The following is an 18,843-nucleotide window of genomic DNA, read 5'->3' on the forward strand; positions in this document are numbered from 1 at the left end:
AAAGCAGAGACTGCAATGCTGACCTAATATTTCAGGCGAGGGACAACCTCCCGTACCGCTAAGAAATAGAGGGCAAGGAGACAGGCTTATGGCAATCAAGGACATTCTTACCATTACTGATCTGAACGGCGATCAAACAGCTTCTAAGGTTGCTGTAGAGTTCGCACGTCAGGCTGGCGCACATGCGACGGGGCTTGCGCTGGCATTTGAGCCAATTGTACCAGGCTTCCTGGCTGCACCAATGCCAACCGACTATTTGCAGGTTGCTAAAAACCAAGCCATCGATGCTGCTAAGACTTCTACCGAGAAGTTCAAAGGCTACGCAGAACTGGCTGGTATCTCTACTGAGACCCGCGTGGAAGAGATCGTGACCGGTGGCAGCCTCGAATCCATTATGGGTCATTGCCGCTTGAGCGATATGGTCGTGATTGGTCAGGACAATCCTGAAGCACCAGAACCAATGCGCGAAATGCTGATCGAAGGTCTGCTGTTCGAATCCGGCGTGCCTACCTTGATCGTGCCATTCATCTCCAAAGGTGACTTCACTCCTAAGAAAGTCGTCGTTGCGTGGGATGGTAGTGCAACAGCAGCACGCGCAGTGCATGCAGCGCTTCCAATTCTGGAAATGGCTGAGCAGGTGACAATCGTGATCGTGAACAAAGGTCTGCCACTTGAAGGTGAGCCAGGTTCTGACATTGCAACGTACCTTGCACGCCATGATCTGGAGATCAACGTTGACGTGATCAACAACCCACCAATCGGTGTTGGTGATGCGCTTCTCAACTACGTCTCTGAAAACGCAGTTGATCTGCTGGTGATGGGTGGTTACGGCCACAGCCGTATGCGTGAATATCTCGTAGGTGGAGCAACCCGCGACATTCTCCATTCCATGACCATTCCAGTTCTGATGGCTCACTAATCTTATCGGGAGGCTATGTTCCCATTACGCCTCCTGATCCTTGCCTTATGAAACGGAGAGAGGTGTCGCCTTGCTGTCGCACCTCTCTTCTATTTTGGGGATGATGCTTTCAGTTCACCAACTGTGAACGGGAATCAGCCTCAATGAAACCAACGGGAACAGCACCCTAAGCAGTTTGTAAATGTCTGGATCGCTCAGACTGCTTTGGCTTTTGTTTTTGCCGCGTATTCTACCCGGAAACCGGTGCCCACTTTTCGGGAGTACGCTTTAAAACTCGAGTGAGTTTGACGGGAAGTGCGCTATGACGATCTGCAATCTTGAGGGCCTGACCTCTCCACGCTCCATTGCCATTGTTGGCCCGAACAGCAAGCAGGAGGTGATCCTGCAACGCCTTATCGACAGCATTGAGAGCAGTGGTTTTAGCGGACCCAAAACGTTTGTCGGGCTGCCTGATGCATCAGCGGACGGCTTTAAAGGCGTTGCTTCAATTGCAGAGGTCGAGAGCAAAGCTGATCTGGCGATTTTGCTTGGCGATCACACAACAGCGGCAGAGGACATCAAGCAGCTTGGAGAGCAAGGCACGCGGGCAGTTGTTATTCCGGCAAGTGGTTTTGACAGCTGGCGGGATGAACATCTTGATGCGCTTTTGAAAGCGGCACACCCATTTAACATTCGCATTCTTGGACCGGGTAGCCTTGGGATTGCCTCCCCACATTCAAAACTCTCTACACTGTTGACTAGCGAGCAGGCATTGAAGGGAGAGCTGGCGCTGATTTCCCGTTCCGGCACCATCTTCAACACAACACTAGCCTGGGCCAAGGCCAACTCTATCGGGTTTTCCGGTGTGGTATCTCTTGGGCGCCGTTTGGATGTTGACGTCTCAGATTTGCTGGACTGGTACGCACAGGATTACCGGACCAAGGCGATCCTTGTGCATTTGGAGACAATTGCGAACCCGCGCAAGTTCATGTCTGCGGCTCGCGCAGCTGCGCGTTCCAAGCCTGTGATTGTGATCCGTAGTGGTGCGAGCCGTGACCAACATATCTCCGGCACAGCACATTCCAGCCGCTTAGCAACGCGCGATTCCGTTTATGATGCGGCACTACAGCGTGCAGGCGTGCTGCGTGTTTATGATCTTGATGAGATGTTTGAGGCGGCTGAGACGATTACCCGTGTCGCTCCGTCTGCTGGACGACGTCTTTCCATCATCGCGAATGGACGTAGTCTGGCGACGCTGGCTGCTGACCGTCTTGCCAAAGTGGGTGGTAAGCTGGCGCCGATCAGCGAAGAGACCAAAGAGAAGCTGGTCTCGCTTACGCGTACAGATGCGCGTGCAGACAACCCGATGGTTTTGCAAGAAGCTGCAAGTCCTGAGGAATTTAAAGAGGGCATCAGTGCTCTGCTGAAAGACCCAAACTCTGATGGTGTTCTTGCCATTGCTGCACCCACTGCGTTTGAGGACTTTACTGAAATCGCAAAAGCACTGGCGGAAGCTGGCAAGGAAGATCGCAAGCGGCTTGGCAAGCATCAGGCCTTTGTGACAACTCTTGCGGGCGGCGCGAACATTCCGCGTCAGGTTCTGGATGAGGCAAGGGTGCCGTGTTATCCGAGCCCATCCGGCGCAATCCGGTCCTTCATGCACCTTGTTCGCTACAAAGAAGCAAAAGACCACCTTTCAGCTGTGCCGGACAGCTTGCCCAGCGACTACAAGCCGAACTTAAGGCTTGCGAAAGAGACGATCCGCGTTGCGCTGGAGAACGGCCAGAAGTGGCTCACTCCGTTGCAGACGCGCGAGTTGCTGCGGGCCTACTCCGTCAATCAGGTGGAGTTGCATCTGGTCAAGACCGTTGAAGAAGCCGCCAAGGTGGCTGAGGTTCTGTTTGATAAACACAACCAGCTTGTACTTAAAGTCAGCAGCCCTGATCTGACCTTCAAATCCGATGTAGGCGGAGTTCATCTTGGCGTGGATAGCGTTGAAGGGGTGAAAGCAACCTTTGAGAAGATCCTTGGCAATGTGAAGCACTCTTATCCTGAAGCCGAGATCACAGGTGTCGAAATCCAACCGATGGTGACCCGCCGGTTTGGTCTGGAGACTTATGCAGGCCTTGCAGATGATCCGGTGTTTGGGCCGGTTGTTGTTTTCGGTAAGGGTGGAACGTCCGTTGAAGTGGTTGGAGACCGCGCCATTGATCTGGTGCCGATTGATCTCAACCTTGCCAAGGCGATGGTTTCCCGCACCAGCACCTCCAAACTGCTGAAAGGCTTCCGCAACAGGCCGTCAGCCAATGTGTCTGAAGTGGAGCACCTTTTGGTGAAGCTCTCTCAGATCGCGGTTGATTTCCCAGAGGTTCGCGAGCTGGATCTTAATCCGGTTGTTGTCGACGAGAACGGCATCGTGGTGCTGGATGCCCGTGTGGCGATCAGCTCTCCGGCAAAACGCCCGGGACGGCAAGGTGCATCTCGCCTTTCCATTGTGCCCTACCCTGTTGAGTGGGAGCACACGCACAAGCTTAAAGATGGCAAGACTGTTCTTATCCGACCAATCCGGCCAGAGGATCAGGGCAAACTGAAGAGCTTCTTTGAGAAGGTTTCCGTTGAAGATCTGCGCTTGCGTTTCTTTGCTCCAGTCAAAGAGTTCTCACATACATTCCTCGCCCGCCTTGTTCAGCTGGACTATGCGCGCGCGATGGCGTTTGCGGCGATTGATCCGGAGACCGGCAATATTTTGGGCGTGGTTCGCTTGCATGCCAACCCTGACCATACTGAAGGTGAGTATGCGGTGATGGTTCAGTCCAACCTGAAAGGTATGGGCCTCGGCTGGGTGCTGATGAAGCTGATTATTCGTTATGCGAAGGTGGATGGTATTCAGACTGTCAAAGGGGAAGTTTTGCGCGAGAACACCACCATGCTGGATATGTGCCGCAGCCTCGGCTTCCGCGTAAAGCGCTCTCCGGATGATGATGCGCTTTCAGACGTCATTTTGGACGTGACCGCCCTTGATCGGGAGACGATGAGCTAAAGCTGAAATGTGAACAGCTTTAGCTTTTGAAATTGCGTATCTTTATCCGAAAACCGGTTTCCACTTTTCGGAGATACGCAGTAAACCATCGCCTCCTCACTATCCAAGTTTAACTGGTTGCCATTGAGGCTTCGCGGATTTCTGTCAGCGAGCGGATTGGCGTGATTGCTTCCGGATCCAGATGCAGGTGTAGCAGGGCTGGTTTGCCACTTGCTTTTGCAGCCTCAAATGCTGGGCCGAACTCATCTGCTGTTTTCACTGTGCTGGAGTGGTAGCCATAGGCCTTTGCCACATCAGCAAAGTTAGGATTTTGCAGAGTGGTTGCGCTGATACGGCCCGGGTATTCACGTTCCTGATGCATGCGGATGGTGCCGTAGATGCCGTTGTCGACCACAACGACAATGATGTTGGCCCTTTCCTGCGCTGCGGTTGCCAGTTCCTGAATGGTCATCTGCAGGCAGCCATCACCGGCAAAGCAAACAACATCGCGTTCCGGAAACTTCAGCTTGGCTGCAACAGCGGCTGGCAGGCCATAGCCCATGGAACCGCAAGTTGGTGCGAGCTGGGTGTTATATTTGCGGAAGCGGTGGAAGCGGTGGACCCATGTGGCGTAGTTGCCAGCACCGTTGGCGAAGATGGTGGTGTCGTCGAGGTTATTCTCGATCCACTCCATAACTTCAGCCATCTGCAGGTCACCAGCCACTTTTGGCCGCGCACCCGACCATGCAAGATAATCTGCATGAGCCTCTTCAACCTGTGCTTTCCAGCTTGCCTGCTGTTTCACATCCAACTTTGACAGCGCTTCACAGAAGCCAGCCGGACTTGCGTTGATGCCCAGCGTTGGCAGGTACATGCGGCCAAGTTCTTCTGCACCCGGATGGATGTGCACCACCTTTTGCGCTGGAACAGGAATGTTCAGCATGGAGTAGGACTGGCTTGGCATTTCGGAGAGGATGTCTCCAAGCAACACGATAAGGTCAGAGTTTTCGATACGAGCTTTGAGCTTTGGATTGATGCCGATGCCAACATCGCCCGCGTAACAGGCATGGCCGTTGTCAAAGAGCATCTGACGGCGGAAGGATGCGCCAACCGGCAGGTTGTTCTTCTCAGCAAAGGCTCTGAAAGTGTCGCAGGTTTCTTCTGACCAGCGGGAGCCACCGAGAATGAAGAATGGGCGTTCAGCACCTTCCAGCAGCTCGCGGAACTCTTCCATTTGATTTTGCGATGGGTGCGTTTCGATTGGGCGCATGGCTGGAACGCTCCGCGCTTCTGCCAGTTCAATCAGCATATCTTCCGGCAAAGCCAGAACCACAGGGCCCGGACGGCCAGACGTGGCGACGTGATAGGCACGAGAGATCATTTCCGGAATACGGTCTGACTGATCAATCTCGGCAACCCATTTGGCGATACTGCCAAACATCTGACGATAGTTGACCTCCTGGAAGGCGTCCCGCTCTCTCATATCACGTGCGATTTGACCAACAAACAAGATCATCGGCGTGGAGTCCTGCTGTGCCACGTGGACACCAGCGGAAGCGTTGGTAGCGCCCGGACCGCGGGTCACCATGCAGATACCCGGCTTACCGGTCATTTTGCCCCAAGCCTCAGCCATCATGGCCGCGCCACCTTCCTGACGGCACAGGGTAACTGGAATGGAGGCATCGTATAGCGCATCCAGAACTGCAAGGTAACTCTCACCCGGCACACAGAAGACACGCTCTGCGCCCTGATCTTCCAGCGCATCTACGATTAACTGACCACCGGTCCGCTTTGTCTGGCTCATCCCTCACTCCAGTCGTAATTTGATTGAGGCGAAGATACGCGGAATATGCGCTCGTGAAAATCTGCAGTATTTCCCTTTATTATTCCGAGACGGAATGAACTGGGCAAATCACAGTGAGAATGATGAAGCCTGCATGACAGATTGAGTAGTTTATTGAGTTACCCTTGCTTTTCACTTTCATAAAAGATCCATAGCCCTAGAATACCTCCTAAGCCCGATTGATAGATTGGCAATTGCAGCCTGAAGGTGCACAACACCTATAGATTTGCGCAGTTTCGATGGATGGACCCATGACCGCTGATAGTTTTGACGTGGATACCCTGACCCAAAGCGATATCATTGGCTTCTTCTCTTCCCCCGACGCGCACAGGGGGCAAGAGGTCAAACGCATCGATACGCATGCAAACATTGCTTTCCTTGTTGGGAATGACGCCTACAAGATGAAGCGGGATGTGAAGTTCCCGTTCCTAGATTACTCCAGCCTTGAAAAACGCAAAAGCGCTTGTGAAGCGGAGATCCGGCTCAACAGCCAGTACGCCCCACAGATCTACCGCAGCACCCTGCCCATTACGCTAGAGCGAGATGGGTCTTTAGAGCTTGCCGGCCATGGGGACGTTGTGGAGTGGGTGGTTCACATGAATCGCTTCAACGAGCACCTTGGGCTAGATCGCGTTGCTGAGGAAAAAGGGATCAGCCGGGAGCTCGCTCTCGATCTGGCTAAGCTGATGGTAGATGCCCACAGCCGGACCACGCAGCGGGATGCGCAGCCATGGATCGAGGATCTGTTGGCGTATACCAATCAGAACCTTGATGCGTTTCAGGAGTTCCCTCAGTTTTTTCCTACAGATCAGGTGATTGCGCTCGATAAAGCAGCGCGGGAAGAACACACATTCATTGAGAGCATTATTCTGAAGCGCGGTGAGCATGGGCTTGTGCGGCTCAACCATGGGGATGCGCATCTGGCTAACATCGTGATGCATGATGGCAAGCCGCTGCTGTTTGACGCTGTTGAGTTTGATGATGCGATCGCAACCGGGGATGTGCTGTACGATCTGGCGTTTCTGCTGCTGGATCTTTGTGAGCGGAAAGAGCCTGAAGCGGCGAATGTGGTGCTCAATGCTTATCTGCAGCAAACGCATGAACTCAGACATCTGGAAGACATACGCGTGTTGCGGTTCTATCTCATGATGCGTGCCGCTATCCGCGCCAAGATCGGAGCCGCCGCTTCATTGCATCAGGAGGGTGCAACACGCCGGAAGACTGAGGAGCAAGCGCAGGAGTACTTCAGGATCTGCCAGAGAGCTCTGGCACCAACGCCTCCGGTTCTCTGTGTGGTTGGCGGATTGTCTGGAACAGGTAAGACGACACTTGCGCAAGGACTGGCGCCAAAGCTGGGGCGCATGCCCGGTGCGGTGCACTTGCGGACAGATGTTATCCGCAAAGAGATGCTAGAGATTGGTGAAGCGGATAAGGCCAGCAAGGACACCTACACTCCAGAGTTTTCCGCGAAGGTGTATGCTGAACTGCTGCGACGGGCAGAGATGGTTTTGGCCGCCGGACACTCGGTGATCATTGATGGCGTTTATGGCAAGCCCACTGAGAGAGACTCAGTTGAGCGACTTGCCAAGAAAACCAATGCTGAGTTCATCGGGATCTGGCTGGAAGCTGACGTTGAGACGCTTATCAACCGCGTTGATGCGCGACACGGCGACGCATCGGATGCGGATGCAGCGGTGGTGCGTTTGCAGCAGACCTACGACTTAGGCGAGATTCACTGGGCAATGCTGGACAGTAGCAAATCCAAAGAAGATGTTTTAGAACAAGCGTGTAACGTCACCGGACTGGAACCAGCTCTCTGATATTCCATTTTTTACAGGAATTACAAAGTGGTAGCTACGCTTTTCGGTTAGCTGCTTTGCTCACGAATTTGATTGCTGTCAATGCAAGTCATTCGCAATTGCAGTTCCATATCTTCAAGAACTAAGATTTTTGGAGACGTAGATGTCTTTGCTAGCCAGAGAAACATTCGAGCAAGCACCCCACAAAGAAGTCTTCGCACCCTACCGCGAAACGTTCGTTCCACCTGTGCAGGCTAAGCCGCTGACCGAAGCACGTACAGGTATTGAACTGAAAGTCGTTCGCCTTGGACGAGATCGGGCAGATGCCTTGAAGCTGCGCTCGCTTGGTCTGACCAGTGATCGTTCGCTTACCATTTTTGAAGGTAGCGGCTCGCGGGCACGTATCCTTTCCATTGGCTCGCAGCGCGTTGCTGTTGGTGTTGATCTGGCTGACACCATTTTGGTGGAAGAGGTCAGCCAATGAGCTGTCACGATACCGCCTCTTGTCGCTGCGATGACAAACCTCAAGTCCATCTGCTCGGTACTGCCAACTCCGGTAAATCCAGCCTGTTCAACAAGCTGACAGGCCGCAGTCAGGTCATCGGCAACTGGCCGGGTGTTACGGTTGACCGTAAAACCGGCATTTGTGAAACGCAGACCATCGAGCTGGCTCTTCTGGACTTGCCAGGTGTGGCCACCCTTTCCTCCCCTGAAGATGACCGCATTGACGAGCGTATTACCCGTCAGGCGCTTTTGTCTGATCGCCCGGCCGCTCTGGCTGTTGTGCTTGATCCAATTGCGCTGGAACGCTCGCTTGCCATTTTGCTTCAGGCATTAGCATTTGATGTGCCAATTGTTGCAGTGCTGACAAAAGCAGATTTGTGGCCTGCTGGTGTTTTGCAGACCGCAGCGGATCGTCTTTCTGCTGCGCTTGCCATGCCTGTTATCGCAACTTCAGTTCACGACGAGCATTCTCTGGCAGGTCTGCGTGATGAACTGTCTACGGCAGTTCGCTCCCCTGAGGCTCCTTCCCGTCTGTTGACGGATCCGTTTGATCTGATCAAACCTGTCAAAGAGCTTGCGGGAGAGATCGCAAAGCTGGCTCCTGAGCTGTCCTCTCAGTCCATGCCTTTGGCTCATCGTCTGATGGAAGGTGACAAGCTGGCCCGGCAGATGGTTCCAGAAGCGGTTCTGGAAAAAGCGCAAGACGTTTCCAGAAAGTGTGAACTCCGTCTGCAGGACCCAACCGAACTAGTGATGGCGACGAGCTACTTCAACCGCGCCTACTCGCTTTCACAGTTGATGGAACTGCCTGAGCCTCAGGATGTGCGCGGCTTCTCAGACAAGATTGACCGTTTCGTGCTTTCCAAATGGGCTGGCCCATTTGTGTTCCTTGGCGCGATGTATGCGATGTTCTTCATCGCGATTAACGTTTCCTCCTACTTTATCGATCTGTTTGATGGATTGGGAGACGCCTTATTTATCCAGACACCACTGAGCCTGCTTTACGCAGTTGGGCTTGAAGGTGGTGCGCTGGAAATGCTGATCACAGCGATTGGCGGAGGTTTACAAACCGTCGGTACGTTCGCCCCTATCGTCGGGATACTATTCCTCTGCCAGATTTTCCTTGAACAGAGCGGCTACATGGCTCGTGCTGCTGTTGTGGCCGATGGGCTGATGCGCCGGATTGGTCTGCCAGGACGTGCGTTCCTACCGCTTATTCTGGGCTTTGGTTGTACGGTGCCAGCGGTTGTGGCGACCCGTACGCTGGAGACAGAACGTGAGCGTGTGGTGACCTCCATGATGGCGCCATTCATGTCCTGTGGCGCTCGCTTGCCAGTCTATGCGCTGTTTGCGGCTGCATTCTTCCCAGTTAATGGTCAGAACATCGTGTTTGCGCTGTATCTGCTGGGTGTGGGGGTTGCGATCTTTACAGGGTGGGCGCTGTCCAACTCCTTCTACAAAGGCCAGTCCACCAGTCTTGCAATTGAGTTGCCAACCTATCAGATGCCGCAGTTTGCGCAGGTGATGAAGCTGGTCTGGACACGTCTGAAGATCTTCCTGTTTGGTGCTGGTAAGATCATTGTCACTGTGGTGGCTGTGCTGACAATCCTGAACTCCGTGGACTTCAAAGGCAACGTTGGCAATGAGGCCAATGGCAACTCTGTGCTGGCTGTTGTTTCCAAACAGGTCACCCCGATCTTCTCTCCAATGGGACTGAGTGAAGATGACTGGCCAGCAACTGTTGGTCTGGTGACTGGCATCTTTGCGAAGGAAGCCGTGGTTGGCACCTTGCAGACGCTTTATGTCACCACAGATGAGGAAGGCGGTGCTCCAGCTCCATTAGAGACTGCTCAGGACGCGATCAACACCTTCACTGCCAGCATTGTGGATCTGACTTCTCAGATGCTTGACCCGCTTGGGATTGATATTGGTGATACCTCCAGCTACTCAATTGCGGCTGAAGAGCAGGAAGTTGAAGTTGGCTTGTTCACCGCACTTGCCGCGCACTTTGATGGCAAGGTTGGCGCGTTTGCCTACATGATTGCAGTTCTGCTTTACATTCCTTGTACTGCGGCTTTGGCAACCATCTGGCGTGAGGTTGGTCGCAACTGGGCGCTGTTTGCTGCCGGTTGGACCACCCTGCTCGCTTACTCCGGCGCATCTCTGGCTTATCAGATCGGCACATTTGCACGTCATCCGACATCCTCTGCAATCTGGATCGTTGTCCTGATCGCATCCATTGTTGGAGTATTGGTGTTCATGCGCCAGAAGGCGGACAACACTGTTGCACAGCGCGCAGCACTGGAGGCAGCAGAGTAAAATGTTGCAGCGGATCGAAGGTGTTTTGGCAAAACGAGGCGTAGCCACTGTTGGCGAGATCGCTCAGGATATGAACATCCCAAGTGACTTTGCCATGGCTATGGTCTCTCAGCTGAAGGCCCTTGGACGGATTGAGGAAGTGGGTTGTTCTTCCAGCGCTTCCTCCAGCAGCTGTGGCAGCTCCTGCGGGGGCTGCAGCTTTGCGCCAACGGTTCAGTACCAACTAAAGCAATAAGTTCTGCTTAAGCAAACAATCACAAACAGGAGAGTAAGGACACGTTCTTTGCTCTCCTGTTTTGCATTTGGCCTATACCCTCAACTTTCTGGTGAGAAAGCCCACTCTAGCCTTTCCTGCAAAAAGGAGGGCTCAATGGCCTACAGCTACTCACCAGGTGAACTCACTTTTAAAGATGCAGTCATCACTTGCTTGAAGAACTACTTCAACTTTTATGGTCGTGCCTCACGTGCTGAATATTGGTGGTGGTTTTTCTTCAACATCCTTGTCATGTCCGTAGCTTTTCTTTTTGATATTTTGATTGTTAGTGGCTTTGCATTTGGCATCTCAGAGCTTCAGCATTCATCAGGTACTCTTGGAGCTGTGGTGGTAGCAGGTATGTTCCTACCCTTCATCCTTACAATGATTGTCGCACTTCTCCTTTTACTGCCAACATTAACGGTCGCTGTTCGTCGTCTTCACGATGTTGACCGTTCTGGCTTCTGGGTGTTCATTACGGTGATCCCTATATTGGGGACAGTGCTTCTATTGTACTGGCACCTGCTTCCTTCAAGCCAAACCGTCAGCGCCAATTACGAGTAATATTCAAGCTCAGCTAAGGCAAAACCTAGGCAGAAAAAACAGGAGCGCAGAGACAAGTTCTTTGCTCTCCTACACTTCGTTCCATGGCCAACCTCAATGTTCCAGTCAGCTGGTACGATCTAGCGTTTCTATAAAACTTGGAGAGTCGCGTGGTTAGTTTTCAAAGCGCCATCAGAACCTGTTTCAAGAAGTATGTGCAGTTCACTGGGCGGGCGCCTCGCTCAGAGTTTTGGTGGTGGGTTTTGTTCATTCTCATTGTGATGATCGCAGCCCATCTGATTGATAACTTCGTTATTGCTCCCACGCTGGGGCTGCCCGCTGGCAGCGTTCAGGATGGTGCTCCGCTCAGCTCCATTCTGACGATCGCATTCTTCCTGCCCTCACTGGCGGTGGCTGTGCGGCGACTGCATGACAGCAACAAGTCCGGGTTCTGGTTGCTGATCGCTTTCATACCGATTCTCGGAGAATTGCTGCTGCTTTATTGGTTTGTGCAGCCTTCATACCAAGGCAAAACCAGATATTAGAATTAGAATGAATACAAACTGGATAGTGTGGCGTTGGATCGGGCATAAGCAGAAATTATGCGACACTTTGCATAGCGCATAGGTCGGAATGCAACTCACTTTTTCAAGGAAACAGTTACTACAGCAAAGACAAGTGCCCTATCTTTTGGGGTGCACTGGTCATGGATCGCGGAAAAAACATAATTATTAACAGTGTTCCGCTACGGAATTCCATGATTTAAAATCAGCACATCCCATCGACAGGTGGTCACATGGACAGTTTAGCAGTTGATCTAGCTCGATTCCAATTTGCTTTTACAATCGCGTTCCATATCATTTTCCCTGCCTTTACTATAGGTCTGGCAAGTTTTCTTGCTGTGCTTGAAGGCTTATGGCTATGGACAGGACGTGATGTATACTTACGGGTCTTCAAGTTCTGGATCGTAATCTTCGCCCTTTCTTTCGCCATGGGTGTCGTTTCCGGCATCGTCATGGCGTATCAATTCGGCACCAACTGGTCTGCTTTTGCAGACAAGACCGGCGCGGTCATCGGGCCTCTCATGGGTTATGAGGTGCTCACGGCGTTCTTCCTGGAAGCCGGTTTCCTCGGCATCATGCTGTTTGGTATGAACCGGGTTGGCAAGAAGCTCCACTTCTTCGCCACCGTGGTTGTTGCCATTGGCACTGCCCTTTCCGCTTTCTGGATCCTTTCCGTGAACAGCTGGATGCAGACGCCTGCTGGCTACGCCATGAATGACGTTGGCCAGTTTGTGCCTGCGGATTGGTGGGAGATTATCTTCAACCCCTCCTTCCCATACCGGCTCGTGCACATGGTACTGGCTGCTTATCTGACCACTGCCTTTGTGGTTGGTGCTGTGGGCGCCTATCACCTGCTGCGCAACCGATTCAATGAATCCGCACAGGTGATGTTCTCCATGGCCATGTGGATGATCGTTGTGGTCACCCCAATTCAGATGATTGCAGGTGATTATCATGGTCTGAACACTCTAGAGCATCAGCCTGCCAAGGTTGCTGCCATGGAAGGCCACTTTGACTCGCAAGGCCCTGCTCCGCTGATCCTGTTTGGTTGGCCGGATGAGGAAGCTGGCGAGACCAAGTTCAAGGTGGAGATCCCCTATCTTTCCAGCATCATTCTGACCCACAGCCTTGATGGTGTTGTGCCGGGTCTGAATGAGTTTCCTCGGGAAGACTGGCCACCTGCAGCGATCGTGTTTGTGTCTTTCCGCATCATGGTTGGCATCGGTGTCCTGATGCTTCTGGTCGGCCTGTGGGGTCTGTGGTCCCGCGTGCGTGGTCGGCTCTATGAGAGCGAGTGGTTACAGCGTGCGTCTATGGTGATGGGTCCTGCGGGCTTCATTGCGGTGATTGCAGGCTGGACAACAACAGAGGTTGGACGTCAGCCTTATACGGTCTACGGGCTGCTCCGAACGGCAGACTCTGTCTCACCTGTTGAAGCGCCTGCTGTGTGGGCCTCGCTTGTGGTGTTTGTCGCGGTGTACTTCATCGTCTTTGGTGTCGGCATCTTCTACATCTTCCGGGCCATGGCTAAGTCGCCGGATGCAAGCCTGGGCGTCGAAGAAGGCGTTCCAGTCAGAACTGCGGGCATTACACCTGCCCAAGCCCTTCAACCGAATGAGGGAGATCGTTCTCATGATGCTTGATTATCCGCTTATCTGGGGTTTTCTCATAGCCGTTGCGATCTTCGCTTATGTTGTGCTGGATGGCTTTGATCTTGGTATCGGGATTTTGTATCCGACCACCAAAGATGCAGATGAACGCACTTTGATGATGAACAGCGTTGCCCCTGTATGGGATGGTAACGAGACCTGGCTCATCCTTGGTGGCGGTGGCCTGTTTGCGGTGTTTCCGCTGGCCTATTCCGTCATCATGCCTGCGGTATATGCACCAATTATCGGTATGTTGATCGGCTTGATCTTCCGCGGTGTGGCCTTTGAGTTCCGCTTCAAATCCTCTGTTGAACGCAGGCCGTTCTGGGATCTGTCTTTCTTTGCAGGTTCCATCGTGGCTGCATTCTGTCAGGGTCTGGTGCTTGGTACCTTGGTGCAAGGCATTGAAGTGGTGGATCGCACGTACGCCGGTGGCTGGTGGGATTGGCTGACGCCATTTTCCGTCATGACTGGTTTTGCGGTTGTTTCCGGTTACGCCCTTTTGGGATCAACCTGGCTGGTGATGAAGCTGGAAGGTGTGCCGCAAGCGCATTTCCGCCGCGTGTCTAAGTATGCAGCTCTGTTGCTGATCGCTTTCCTTTTGCTGGTGAGCATCTGGATGCCCTTCATCAACGAGAGCATTATGGAGAAGTGGTTCAGCTTCCCGTATCTGCTTTACACGTTCCCTGTGCCGCTTCTTGTTGCGATCACCACGCTAATTCTGTGGCGTGCACTGATGACCGACGCGGATTACACGCCGTTCCTCGCCTCACTGGTGCTGTTCCTGCTCACTTATGTGGGATTGGGGATCAACATCTTCCCGTATGTGGTGCCACAGGTTTACACGCTTTGGGAAGCTGCAGCGCCTGACAGCAGTCTGAAGTTCCTGCTTGTGGGGGCGGTCATCCTTATCCCGATGATCCTCGCTTACACGGCTTATGCGTACTACGTGTTCCGCGGCAAGATTAAATCAACGGAGGGTTACCACTGATGACCTCTGACAAGACTGGTGAAGTTGAGCTCCCCCTCTGGAAGCGTTTGCTATGGTTTGCAGCCCTTTGGATTGCAGGCGTCGCTTCTGTAACAGTGGTCTCTTATGCCTTGAGAAGCCTTATTATTTAGGCTTTGCGAGACGCACTTTTAAAAAATAAGGGCGTGCTATCCCCATAGCACGCCCTTCTCCCAATGAACCGCTCGCGGTTCCTCCTCCGCTACGGCTCGAAACTGTTTGGAGTCGAACATCTCCCGAAAATTCGCCTCTCATATTTCAGGGGTGTACTGTGATATGTTTTAAAAATCCTTTCAATGCGTCAAAACCCGCAGTTAGGCGATTTTATTGCTCAAAACCGGCGAAAATGAGCAAATCAAGCAGATGCTCATATACGTGCAACGCCTCGTCCTGGCAGAGAAACAGATCGACCTCTCCTCCTGATTGCTCTTATTGACGCCTTGCAACCTCTTACCTGTCATGAAAAGTTCACTTGTTGTTTGAGGCAATAAAGATTAGTCAGCAGCCCAATTTCTTGAAGGCGGCGTTACCGTTGTTTTGGTTCTACCGATCATTCCGATTATCTCTTTGGAGTAGCATCTATGATTTTCGCGCAGCTCACCGACATTCACATCAAAGCTGGCGGAAAGTTCGCCTACAACTGCGTTGATACGCTGTCTCATCTGCGCAAGGCGGTGGCGCATTTGAACACGTTTCGACCCCAGCTGGACTTTGTGGTGATCAGTGGCGATCTCGTGGATCTGGGCAATGCAGATGAGTATGAGCTGTTTCGTCAGGAGATCGATCAGCTAACGATGCCGTTTTATGTGATCCCCGGCAACCATGATCATCGGGATGCGATGCGCGAGGCTTTTGCGGATCATGGTTATCTGAGTAAAGAAGGCGCGTTGCAGTTCTCTATTGAGAAGGATGGTCTACGGATCATCGGATTGGACACGACCATTCCGGGCAAACATGACGGGCATTTTGATGCCGATAAGCAAGCATGGCTGCGTGCCGAGCTGACAGCTCACAAAGACCAACCTACGCTCGTATTCATGCATCATCCCCCCTTCAAGACCGGCATTGAGCACATGGATGACATCATGCTGATGCGTGCTGACGATGACTTCTGGCCTGTTGTCACCGGACAATCGCAGATCCTGCAGATTGCTTGTGGGCACGTTCATCGGGCGATTGAGGTCTTTAAAAACGGCATTCCGGTGAGCATCTGCCCTGCCTCGGGTCATCAGGTGACGCTTGATCTGGAGCCGGATGGGGAACCAAGCTTTGTGATGGATCCACCAGCGGTGCGGATCTTCCGTTGGACCGGAGGAGAGCTGATCAATCACCTGAGCTTTATCGGTGACTTTGGTGGGCGGCATCCGTTCTTTGACAAGAACGGTAATCTGATCGACTAGGCTGGGTCTTTCTCAGCTCCAGCATCTGCAGCATTCTCAACGATGTCGTGGGAGACAGCGGCACCCATTTCCTGCAGTGCTTCTTTCTGCAGCTCCCAGGCTTTCTGATTGTAGGCGAGGATTGCCGGATCGCAGAGTTCGACACGGTAACCTCTGTTGAGTGCACCAATGCTTGTGTTCTTCACGCAGGCGTTGCCATCCAGACCGGTGAGGATCAGATGATCAACCTGATGGGTCTTCAGAAATGCTGAGAGTTCCTGCTCGCCAAAGGCATCACTCTTGGACTTCTCAATATCCAGATCCGGCTTTGCTGTGACGCGTGGATCCATCTGGAGGCCATTCGAACCCTGCGCTCCCAGTCCTCCCCCCAGCAAGCGGACCAGAAAGTTGGTATACCACCCCTGATAGACATGCCGGATGGCGATGATTGGCCAGCCTTTTTGCTTGGCCAGCTCGGACAGTGCATTGATCTGATCGAGGCGGGATTGCAGGTAATCAGAACCCCATTTGCGAGAGCCGGTTTCTTTGGTGAAGTCGGCCTGCACATCAATGATCAGCAGCGCCGTGCCACGACGACCTTCAGATTTGATCGAGGGACCGTTGGTGGGGGTTTGAATCTTGAGGACACCCCAGAAGGTGTAGGCAGCAAGGGCCGCCAGAGCTAACAGAACTCCCAGAACCAGAATAAGCACCATTCGATCCCCCAAGCCAATTTATGCCTGCAGCTGCACACTATCATGTGGGTGCAGCCCCAAAACATTTATGGATTTTAGGGGGTAAAACCGCTGAGAGACAAGCTCTTCTCAGCGGTTCTGAGCGGTCTTAGTAGGTTTCGTCAGCTGCCGGGAATTGCTCGCGGCGCACATCATTCGCGAATGCCTTCACACCCAGCTCGATCTGGGATTTCAGCTCTGCATACTTGCGGACGAATTTTGGTGTCTTGTCGAACATGCCGAGCATGTCATCCGTCACGAGGATCTGGCCGTCGCAGTCTACAGAGGCGCCAATGCCGATGGTCGGGATTGGCACGCTATCAGAGATCTCACGCGCAACTTCGTCTTTGGTGCCCTCAACCACAACGCAGAACGCACCTGATTCAGCCACCTGACGCGCGCATTCCAGCTGTTCCTGGCGGCTTTCTTCGTTTTTGCCAGCAACCTTGTAGCCGCCTTCCACATGCAGATACTGCGGACGCAGGCCGATGTGCGCAACAACAGGGATACCACGATCCACGAGGAAGCGGATGGTTTCAGGAGCTGCGGAGTTGTACTCCAGCTTAACGGCCTGACAGCCGGTTTCCTGCATCACACGCAGTGCGTTTCGGTAAGCAGCCTGCGGACTTTCTTCAAACGAACCGAATGGCATATCAACGACAACGAGCGCGTTCTGAGAGCCACGCATAACGGCCTTGCCGTGCATGATCATCATATCCAGCGTGACAGCTGTTGTGTCTGGCAGGCCATGGAGCACCATGCCAACGCTGTCTCCCACCAGCAGCAGATCGCAGTGTTCATCCAGCATCTGCGCGATTGGCGCAGTATAGGCAGTGAGGCAGACCAGCTTGTGATGGCCTTTTGCCTTCATGATGTCTTTAGTGGTTTTCCGCCGAATTGCAGATGTATGAGACATGATTCTAGGTGCCCGTTTCGTTCATCCAAAGCAGCCTGCCCTTGCTCAGAGCTTTTGAACTGCCTGTATCCTTTGTTATCCCGCGCACTCGCTGCCAGTCTGTCAGCACATTTCCTGAGTACGCGTTATTATTATTGGGTTTCGATTTTTGCCTGTGCTTTCAGAGGCATGTCCTTGCGCTACCTCACTGAAAGGCGCGCATCGCCCCTCAGAATTGCGCATTGCAACATGTGTCCCCTGCGCCTTTATAGGGAATTTTCGGAGAATATTAAATAACGTTGAGAGACCCAATGGAACTTTTGGTGTGGTATGTACCCGTCACAGTTGAGTTGCGGACTTTCTAAACTGACTGGGTGTCTCCCCCGTCCATTGCTTGAAAGCCCTGCGAAACACCCTTGGATCAGAGTAGCCCAGCTCCGCTGCGATTTGCTCTGAGGACAGGCGAGACCACAACAGCAACTCCATGGCCTGAGATTGGCGGATCTGAGAGAGGATGTCTCGGAAGGAAACCTGAGAAGCTGAGAGTTTGCGACGGAAGCTGCGCTCGCTCATGGAGAAAACACCAGCAATTTCCTCGATGGATGGGTTGTTTTTCAATCGGCGACGGGTTTCTTCTTCGACAGACTTGAGGAAGTCGAGACGCGTGCTTTCTTCCTGCATCATGCCAGCCAGCAGTGTTTCCACTTCGTGCAATACAAACCGGTCCGCAGTTGCCAATGGCCGTTGCAGGTGGTCTGCATCAAACTCGATAGCATTTCGTGAAGCTTCGAATATGACAGATGGGTCGAGAGCGTCCTGAAAGAGACTCTTCTTTTCAGGTGGCGTCTGCATCATCTCGATGCGGTTGATCGCTTGCTTGCTTCCTGTGGTGAAGCGGACAACACCCACCATGGCCGCGAACAGTTCCTGGACGAAGAACGTGAGAAGCACCGGCTCGTGAAAGCGGCTGCGGGCGATCATAGTGAGGGCATTGCCGGAGGATGGCTCCAGATCAATCTCCAGCATACTGCCGGTGAGACGGTGATACCGGATACCCAGTTCCAGTGCCTCTCTGCCCGTTGCGCTTGCCATAACGCCGAGACTGACAAGGCCGAGTGAGGTGATGGATTGACGGTGACCAACAGCCAGACCGAGGCTCTCATCACCCGTCAAAGCCAGTGCTTTCAGGATGATCAGGCGGCTTTGCTGATAGGTCAGGCGGGCATCGTGTGAGAGGAAGGCTGTCGGGTCACTGTACTGGTCCAGCACCGTGTGCGGCAGGACTTTTTCGGCTGCAATGCCGCGCTGCTCCAGCTCTTGCAGCAGGTAGCGCAGCAAGTGTGGTGGCACCTTTGAGCGCTGTGCCACATCTGACAGTGCTAACTGATGATTTTCCGTCTGCATGTCCCCTCCCGCCACGCTCATGCTAGCGGAAA

The 18,843-nt window shown here is 53.1% G+C and carries 16 protein-coding genes; 12 read left to right on the top strand and 4 right to left on the bottom strand.

Annotated features, from left to right (window positions below):
- The first annotated feature begins 88 nt into the window (after window positions 1-88).
- Both PJE062_RS22180 and PJE062_RS22185 read left to right on the top strand, forming a co-directional pair.
- Window positions 89-919: a universal stress protein gene (locus PJE062_RS22180; protein WP_008552141.1), complete on the top strand. Its 831-nt coding sequence runs from the start codon at window positions 89-91 to the stop codon at window positions 917-919.
- 301 nt (window positions 920-1,220) lie between these two features.
- Window positions 1,221-3,938 (top strand): bifunctional acetate--CoA ligase family protein/GNAT family N-acetyltransferase, encoded by a 2,718-nt coding sequence (locus PJE062_RS22185; protein ID WP_008552117.1) that lies wholly within the window; start codon window positions 1,221-1,223, stop codon window positions 3,936-3,938.
- A 109-nt stretch (window positions 3,939-4,047) separates the two neighbouring features.
- On the opposite strand, the gene PJE062_RS22190 is transcribed toward PJE062_RS22185, so the two are convergent.
- The gene (locus PJE062_RS22190; RefSeq protein ID WP_008552194.1) at window positions 4,048-5,721 is read right to left on the bottom strand and encodes a thiamine pyrophosphate-binding protein; all 1,674 of its coding nucleotides are present in this window, start codon (window positions 5,719-5,721) and stop codon (window positions 4,048-4,050) included.
- Between the two features lie 290 nt (window positions 5,722-6,011).
- On the opposite strand from PJE062_RS22190, the gene PJE062_RS22195 reads away from it, so the two are divergent.
- The 10 genes from PJE062_RS22195 to PJE062_RS22235 all read left to right on the top strand — a co-directional run bounded on the left by PJE062_RS22195 (window position 6,012) and on the right by PJE062_RS22235 (window position 15,799).
- Window positions 6,012-7,580, top strand: coding sequence for a bifunctional aminoglycoside phosphotransferase/ATP-binding protein (locus PJE062_RS22195; RefSeq protein WP_008552140.1), 1,569 nt, complete (start codon window positions 6,012-6,014; stop codon window positions 7,578-7,580).
- A 142-nt stretch (window positions 7,581-7,722) separates the two neighbouring features.
- Window positions 7,723-8,043 (top strand): FeoA domain-containing protein, encoded by a 321-nt coding sequence (locus PJE062_RS22200; protein WP_008552167.1) that lies wholly within the window; start codon window positions 7,723-7,725, stop codon window positions 8,041-8,043.
- Entirely contained in the window at window positions 8,040-10,382 is a 2,343-nt protein-coding gene (feoB, locus tag PJE062_RS22205) for a ferrous iron transport protein B (RefSeq protein ID WP_008552219.1), read from the top strand. Before PJE062_RS22200 ends, feoB begins: the two co-directional genes overlap by 4 nt.
- A gap of 1 nt (window position 10,383) precedes the next feature.
- The gene (locus tag PJE062_RS22210) at window positions 10,384-10,617 is read left to right on the top strand and encodes a FeoC-like transcriptional regulator (RefSeq protein ID WP_008552134.1); all 234 of its coding nucleotides are present in this window, start codon (window positions 10,384-10,386) and stop codon (window positions 10,615-10,617) included.
- Between the two features lie 135 nt (window positions 10,618-10,752).
- The gene (locus PJE062_RS22215; protein WP_008552163.1) at window positions 10,753-11,199 is read left to right on the top strand and encodes a DUF805 domain-containing protein; all 447 of its coding nucleotides are present in this window, start codon (window positions 10,753-10,755) and stop codon (window positions 11,197-11,199) included.
- 149 nt (window positions 11,200-11,348) lie between these two features.
- Complete coding sequence (locus tag PJE062_RS22220; RefSeq protein ID WP_037038011.1) at window positions 11,349-11,723, top strand: DUF805 domain-containing protein; 375 nt, start codon at window positions 11,349-11,351, stop codon at window positions 11,721-11,723.
- A 251-nt stretch (window positions 11,724-11,974) separates the two neighbouring features.
- Entirely contained in the window at window positions 11,975-13,384 is a 1,410-nt protein-coding gene (locus tag PJE062_RS22225; protein WP_083417031.1) for a cytochrome ubiquinol oxidase subunit I, read from the top strand.
- On the top strand, window positions 13,374-14,381 hold the full coding sequence (gene cydB / locus PJE062_RS22230; protein WP_008552172.1) for a cytochrome d ubiquinol oxidase subunit II: 1,008 nt from the start codon (window positions 13,374-13,376) through the stop codon (window positions 14,379-14,381). The genes PJE062_RS22225 and cydB overlap by 11 nt, the downstream gene beginning before the upstream one ends.
- Entirely contained in the window at window positions 14,381-14,512 is a 132-nt protein-coding gene (locus PJE062_RS26190; protein ID WP_014284191.1) for a DUF2474 family protein, read from the top strand. Before cydB ends, PJE062_RS26190 begins: the two co-directional genes overlap by 1 nt.
- 468 nt (window positions 14,513-14,980) lie before the next feature.
- Window positions 14,981-15,799, top strand: a complete 819-nt coding sequence (locus PJE062_RS22235) for a phosphodiesterase (protein ID WP_008552104.1) — start codon at window positions 14,981-14,983, stop codon at window positions 15,797-15,799.
- Here PJE062_RS22235 and PJE062_RS22240 read toward each other — a convergent pair.
- From PJE062_RS22240 to PJE062_RS22250, 3 genes are all read right to left on the bottom strand, one after another.
- The gene (locus PJE062_RS22240) at window positions 15,796-16,494 is read right to left on the bottom strand and encodes a cysteine hydrolase family protein (protein WP_008552271.1); all 699 of its coding nucleotides are present in this window, start codon (window positions 16,492-16,494) and stop codon (window positions 15,796-15,798) included. The two genes, PJE062_RS22235 and PJE062_RS22240, sit on opposite strands and share 4 nt — an antisense overlap.
- Before the next feature lie 127 nt (window positions 16,495-16,621).
- Window positions 16,622-17,428 (bottom strand): 3-methyl-2-oxobutanoate hydroxymethyltransferase, encoded by an 807-nt coding sequence (gene panB, locus PJE062_RS22245; RefSeq protein WP_037038013.1) that lies wholly within the window; start codon window positions 17,426-17,428, stop codon window positions 16,622-16,624.
- Between the two features lie 318 nt (window positions 17,429-17,746).
- Window positions 17,747-18,811, bottom strand: a complete 1,065-nt coding sequence (locus PJE062_RS22250; protein ID WP_008552143.1) for an AraC family transcriptional regulator — start codon at window positions 18,809-18,811, stop codon at window positions 17,747-17,749.
- Window positions 18,812-18,843: the final 32 nt, after the last annotated feature.

Origin of the sequence: Pseudovibrio sp. JE062 (assembly GCF_000156235.1) — a bacterium.
Classification (GTDB): Bacteria; Pseudomonadota; Alphaproteobacteria; order Rhizobiales; family Stappiaceae; genus Pseudovibrio.

Coding starts and splice junctions, on each gene's coding strand:
- PJE062_RS22225 (WP_083417031.1), top strand. CDS start 11,975: ATGGACAGTTTAGCAGTTGATCTAGCTCGATTCCAATTTGCTTTTACA.
- PJE062_RS22185 (WP_008552117.1), top strand. CDS start 1,221: ATGACGATCTGCAATCTTGAGGGCCTGACCTCTCCACGCTCCATTGCC.
- PJE062_RS22250 (WP_008552143.1), bottom strand. CDS start 18,811: ATGCAGACGGAAAATCATCAGTTAGCACTGTCAGATGTGGCACAGCGC.
- PJE062_RS22240 (WP_008552271.1), bottom strand. CDS start 16,494: ATGGTGCTTATTCTGGTTCTGGGAGTTCTGTTAGCTCTGGCGGCCCTT.
- PJE062_RS22190 (WP_008552194.1), bottom strand. CDS start 5,721: ATGAGCCAGACAAAGCGGACCGGTGGTCAGTTAATCGTAGATGCGCTG.
- feoB (WP_008552219.1), top strand. CDS start 8,040: ATGAGCTGTCACGATACCGCCTCTTGTCGCTGCGATGACAAACCTCAA.
- PJE062_RS22210 (WP_008552134.1), top strand. CDS start 10,384: ATGTTGCAGCGGATCGAAGGTGTTTTGGCAAAACGAGGCGTAGCCACT.
- cydB (WP_008552172.1), top strand. CDS start 13,374: ATGATGCTTGATTATCCGCTTATCTGGGGTTTTCTCATAGCCGTTGCG.
- PJE062_RS22180 (WP_008552141.1), top strand. CDS start 89: ATGGCAATCAAGGACATTCTTACCATTACTGATCTGAACGGCGATCAA.
- panB (WP_037038013.1), bottom strand. CDS start 17,428: ATGTCTCATACATCTGCAATTCGGCGGAAAACCACTAAAGACATCATG.
- PJE062_RS22215 (WP_008552163.1), top strand. CDS start 10,753: ATGGCCTACAGCTACTCACCAGGTGAACTCACTTTTAAAGATGCAGTC.
- PJE062_RS26190 (WP_014284191.1), top strand. CDS start 14,381: ATGACCTCTGACAAGACTGGTGAAGTTGAGCTCCCCCTCTGGAAGCGT.
- PJE062_RS22200 (WP_008552167.1), top strand. CDS start 7,723: ATGTCTTTGCTAGCCAGAGAAACATTCGAGCAAGCACCCCACAAAGAA.
- PJE062_RS22195 (WP_008552140.1), top strand. CDS start 6,012: ATGACCGCTGATAGTTTTGACGTGGATACCCTGACCCAAAGCGATATC.
- PJE062_RS22235 (WP_008552104.1), top strand. CDS start 14,981: ATGATTTTCGCGCAGCTCACCGACATTCACATCAAAGCTGGCGGAAAG.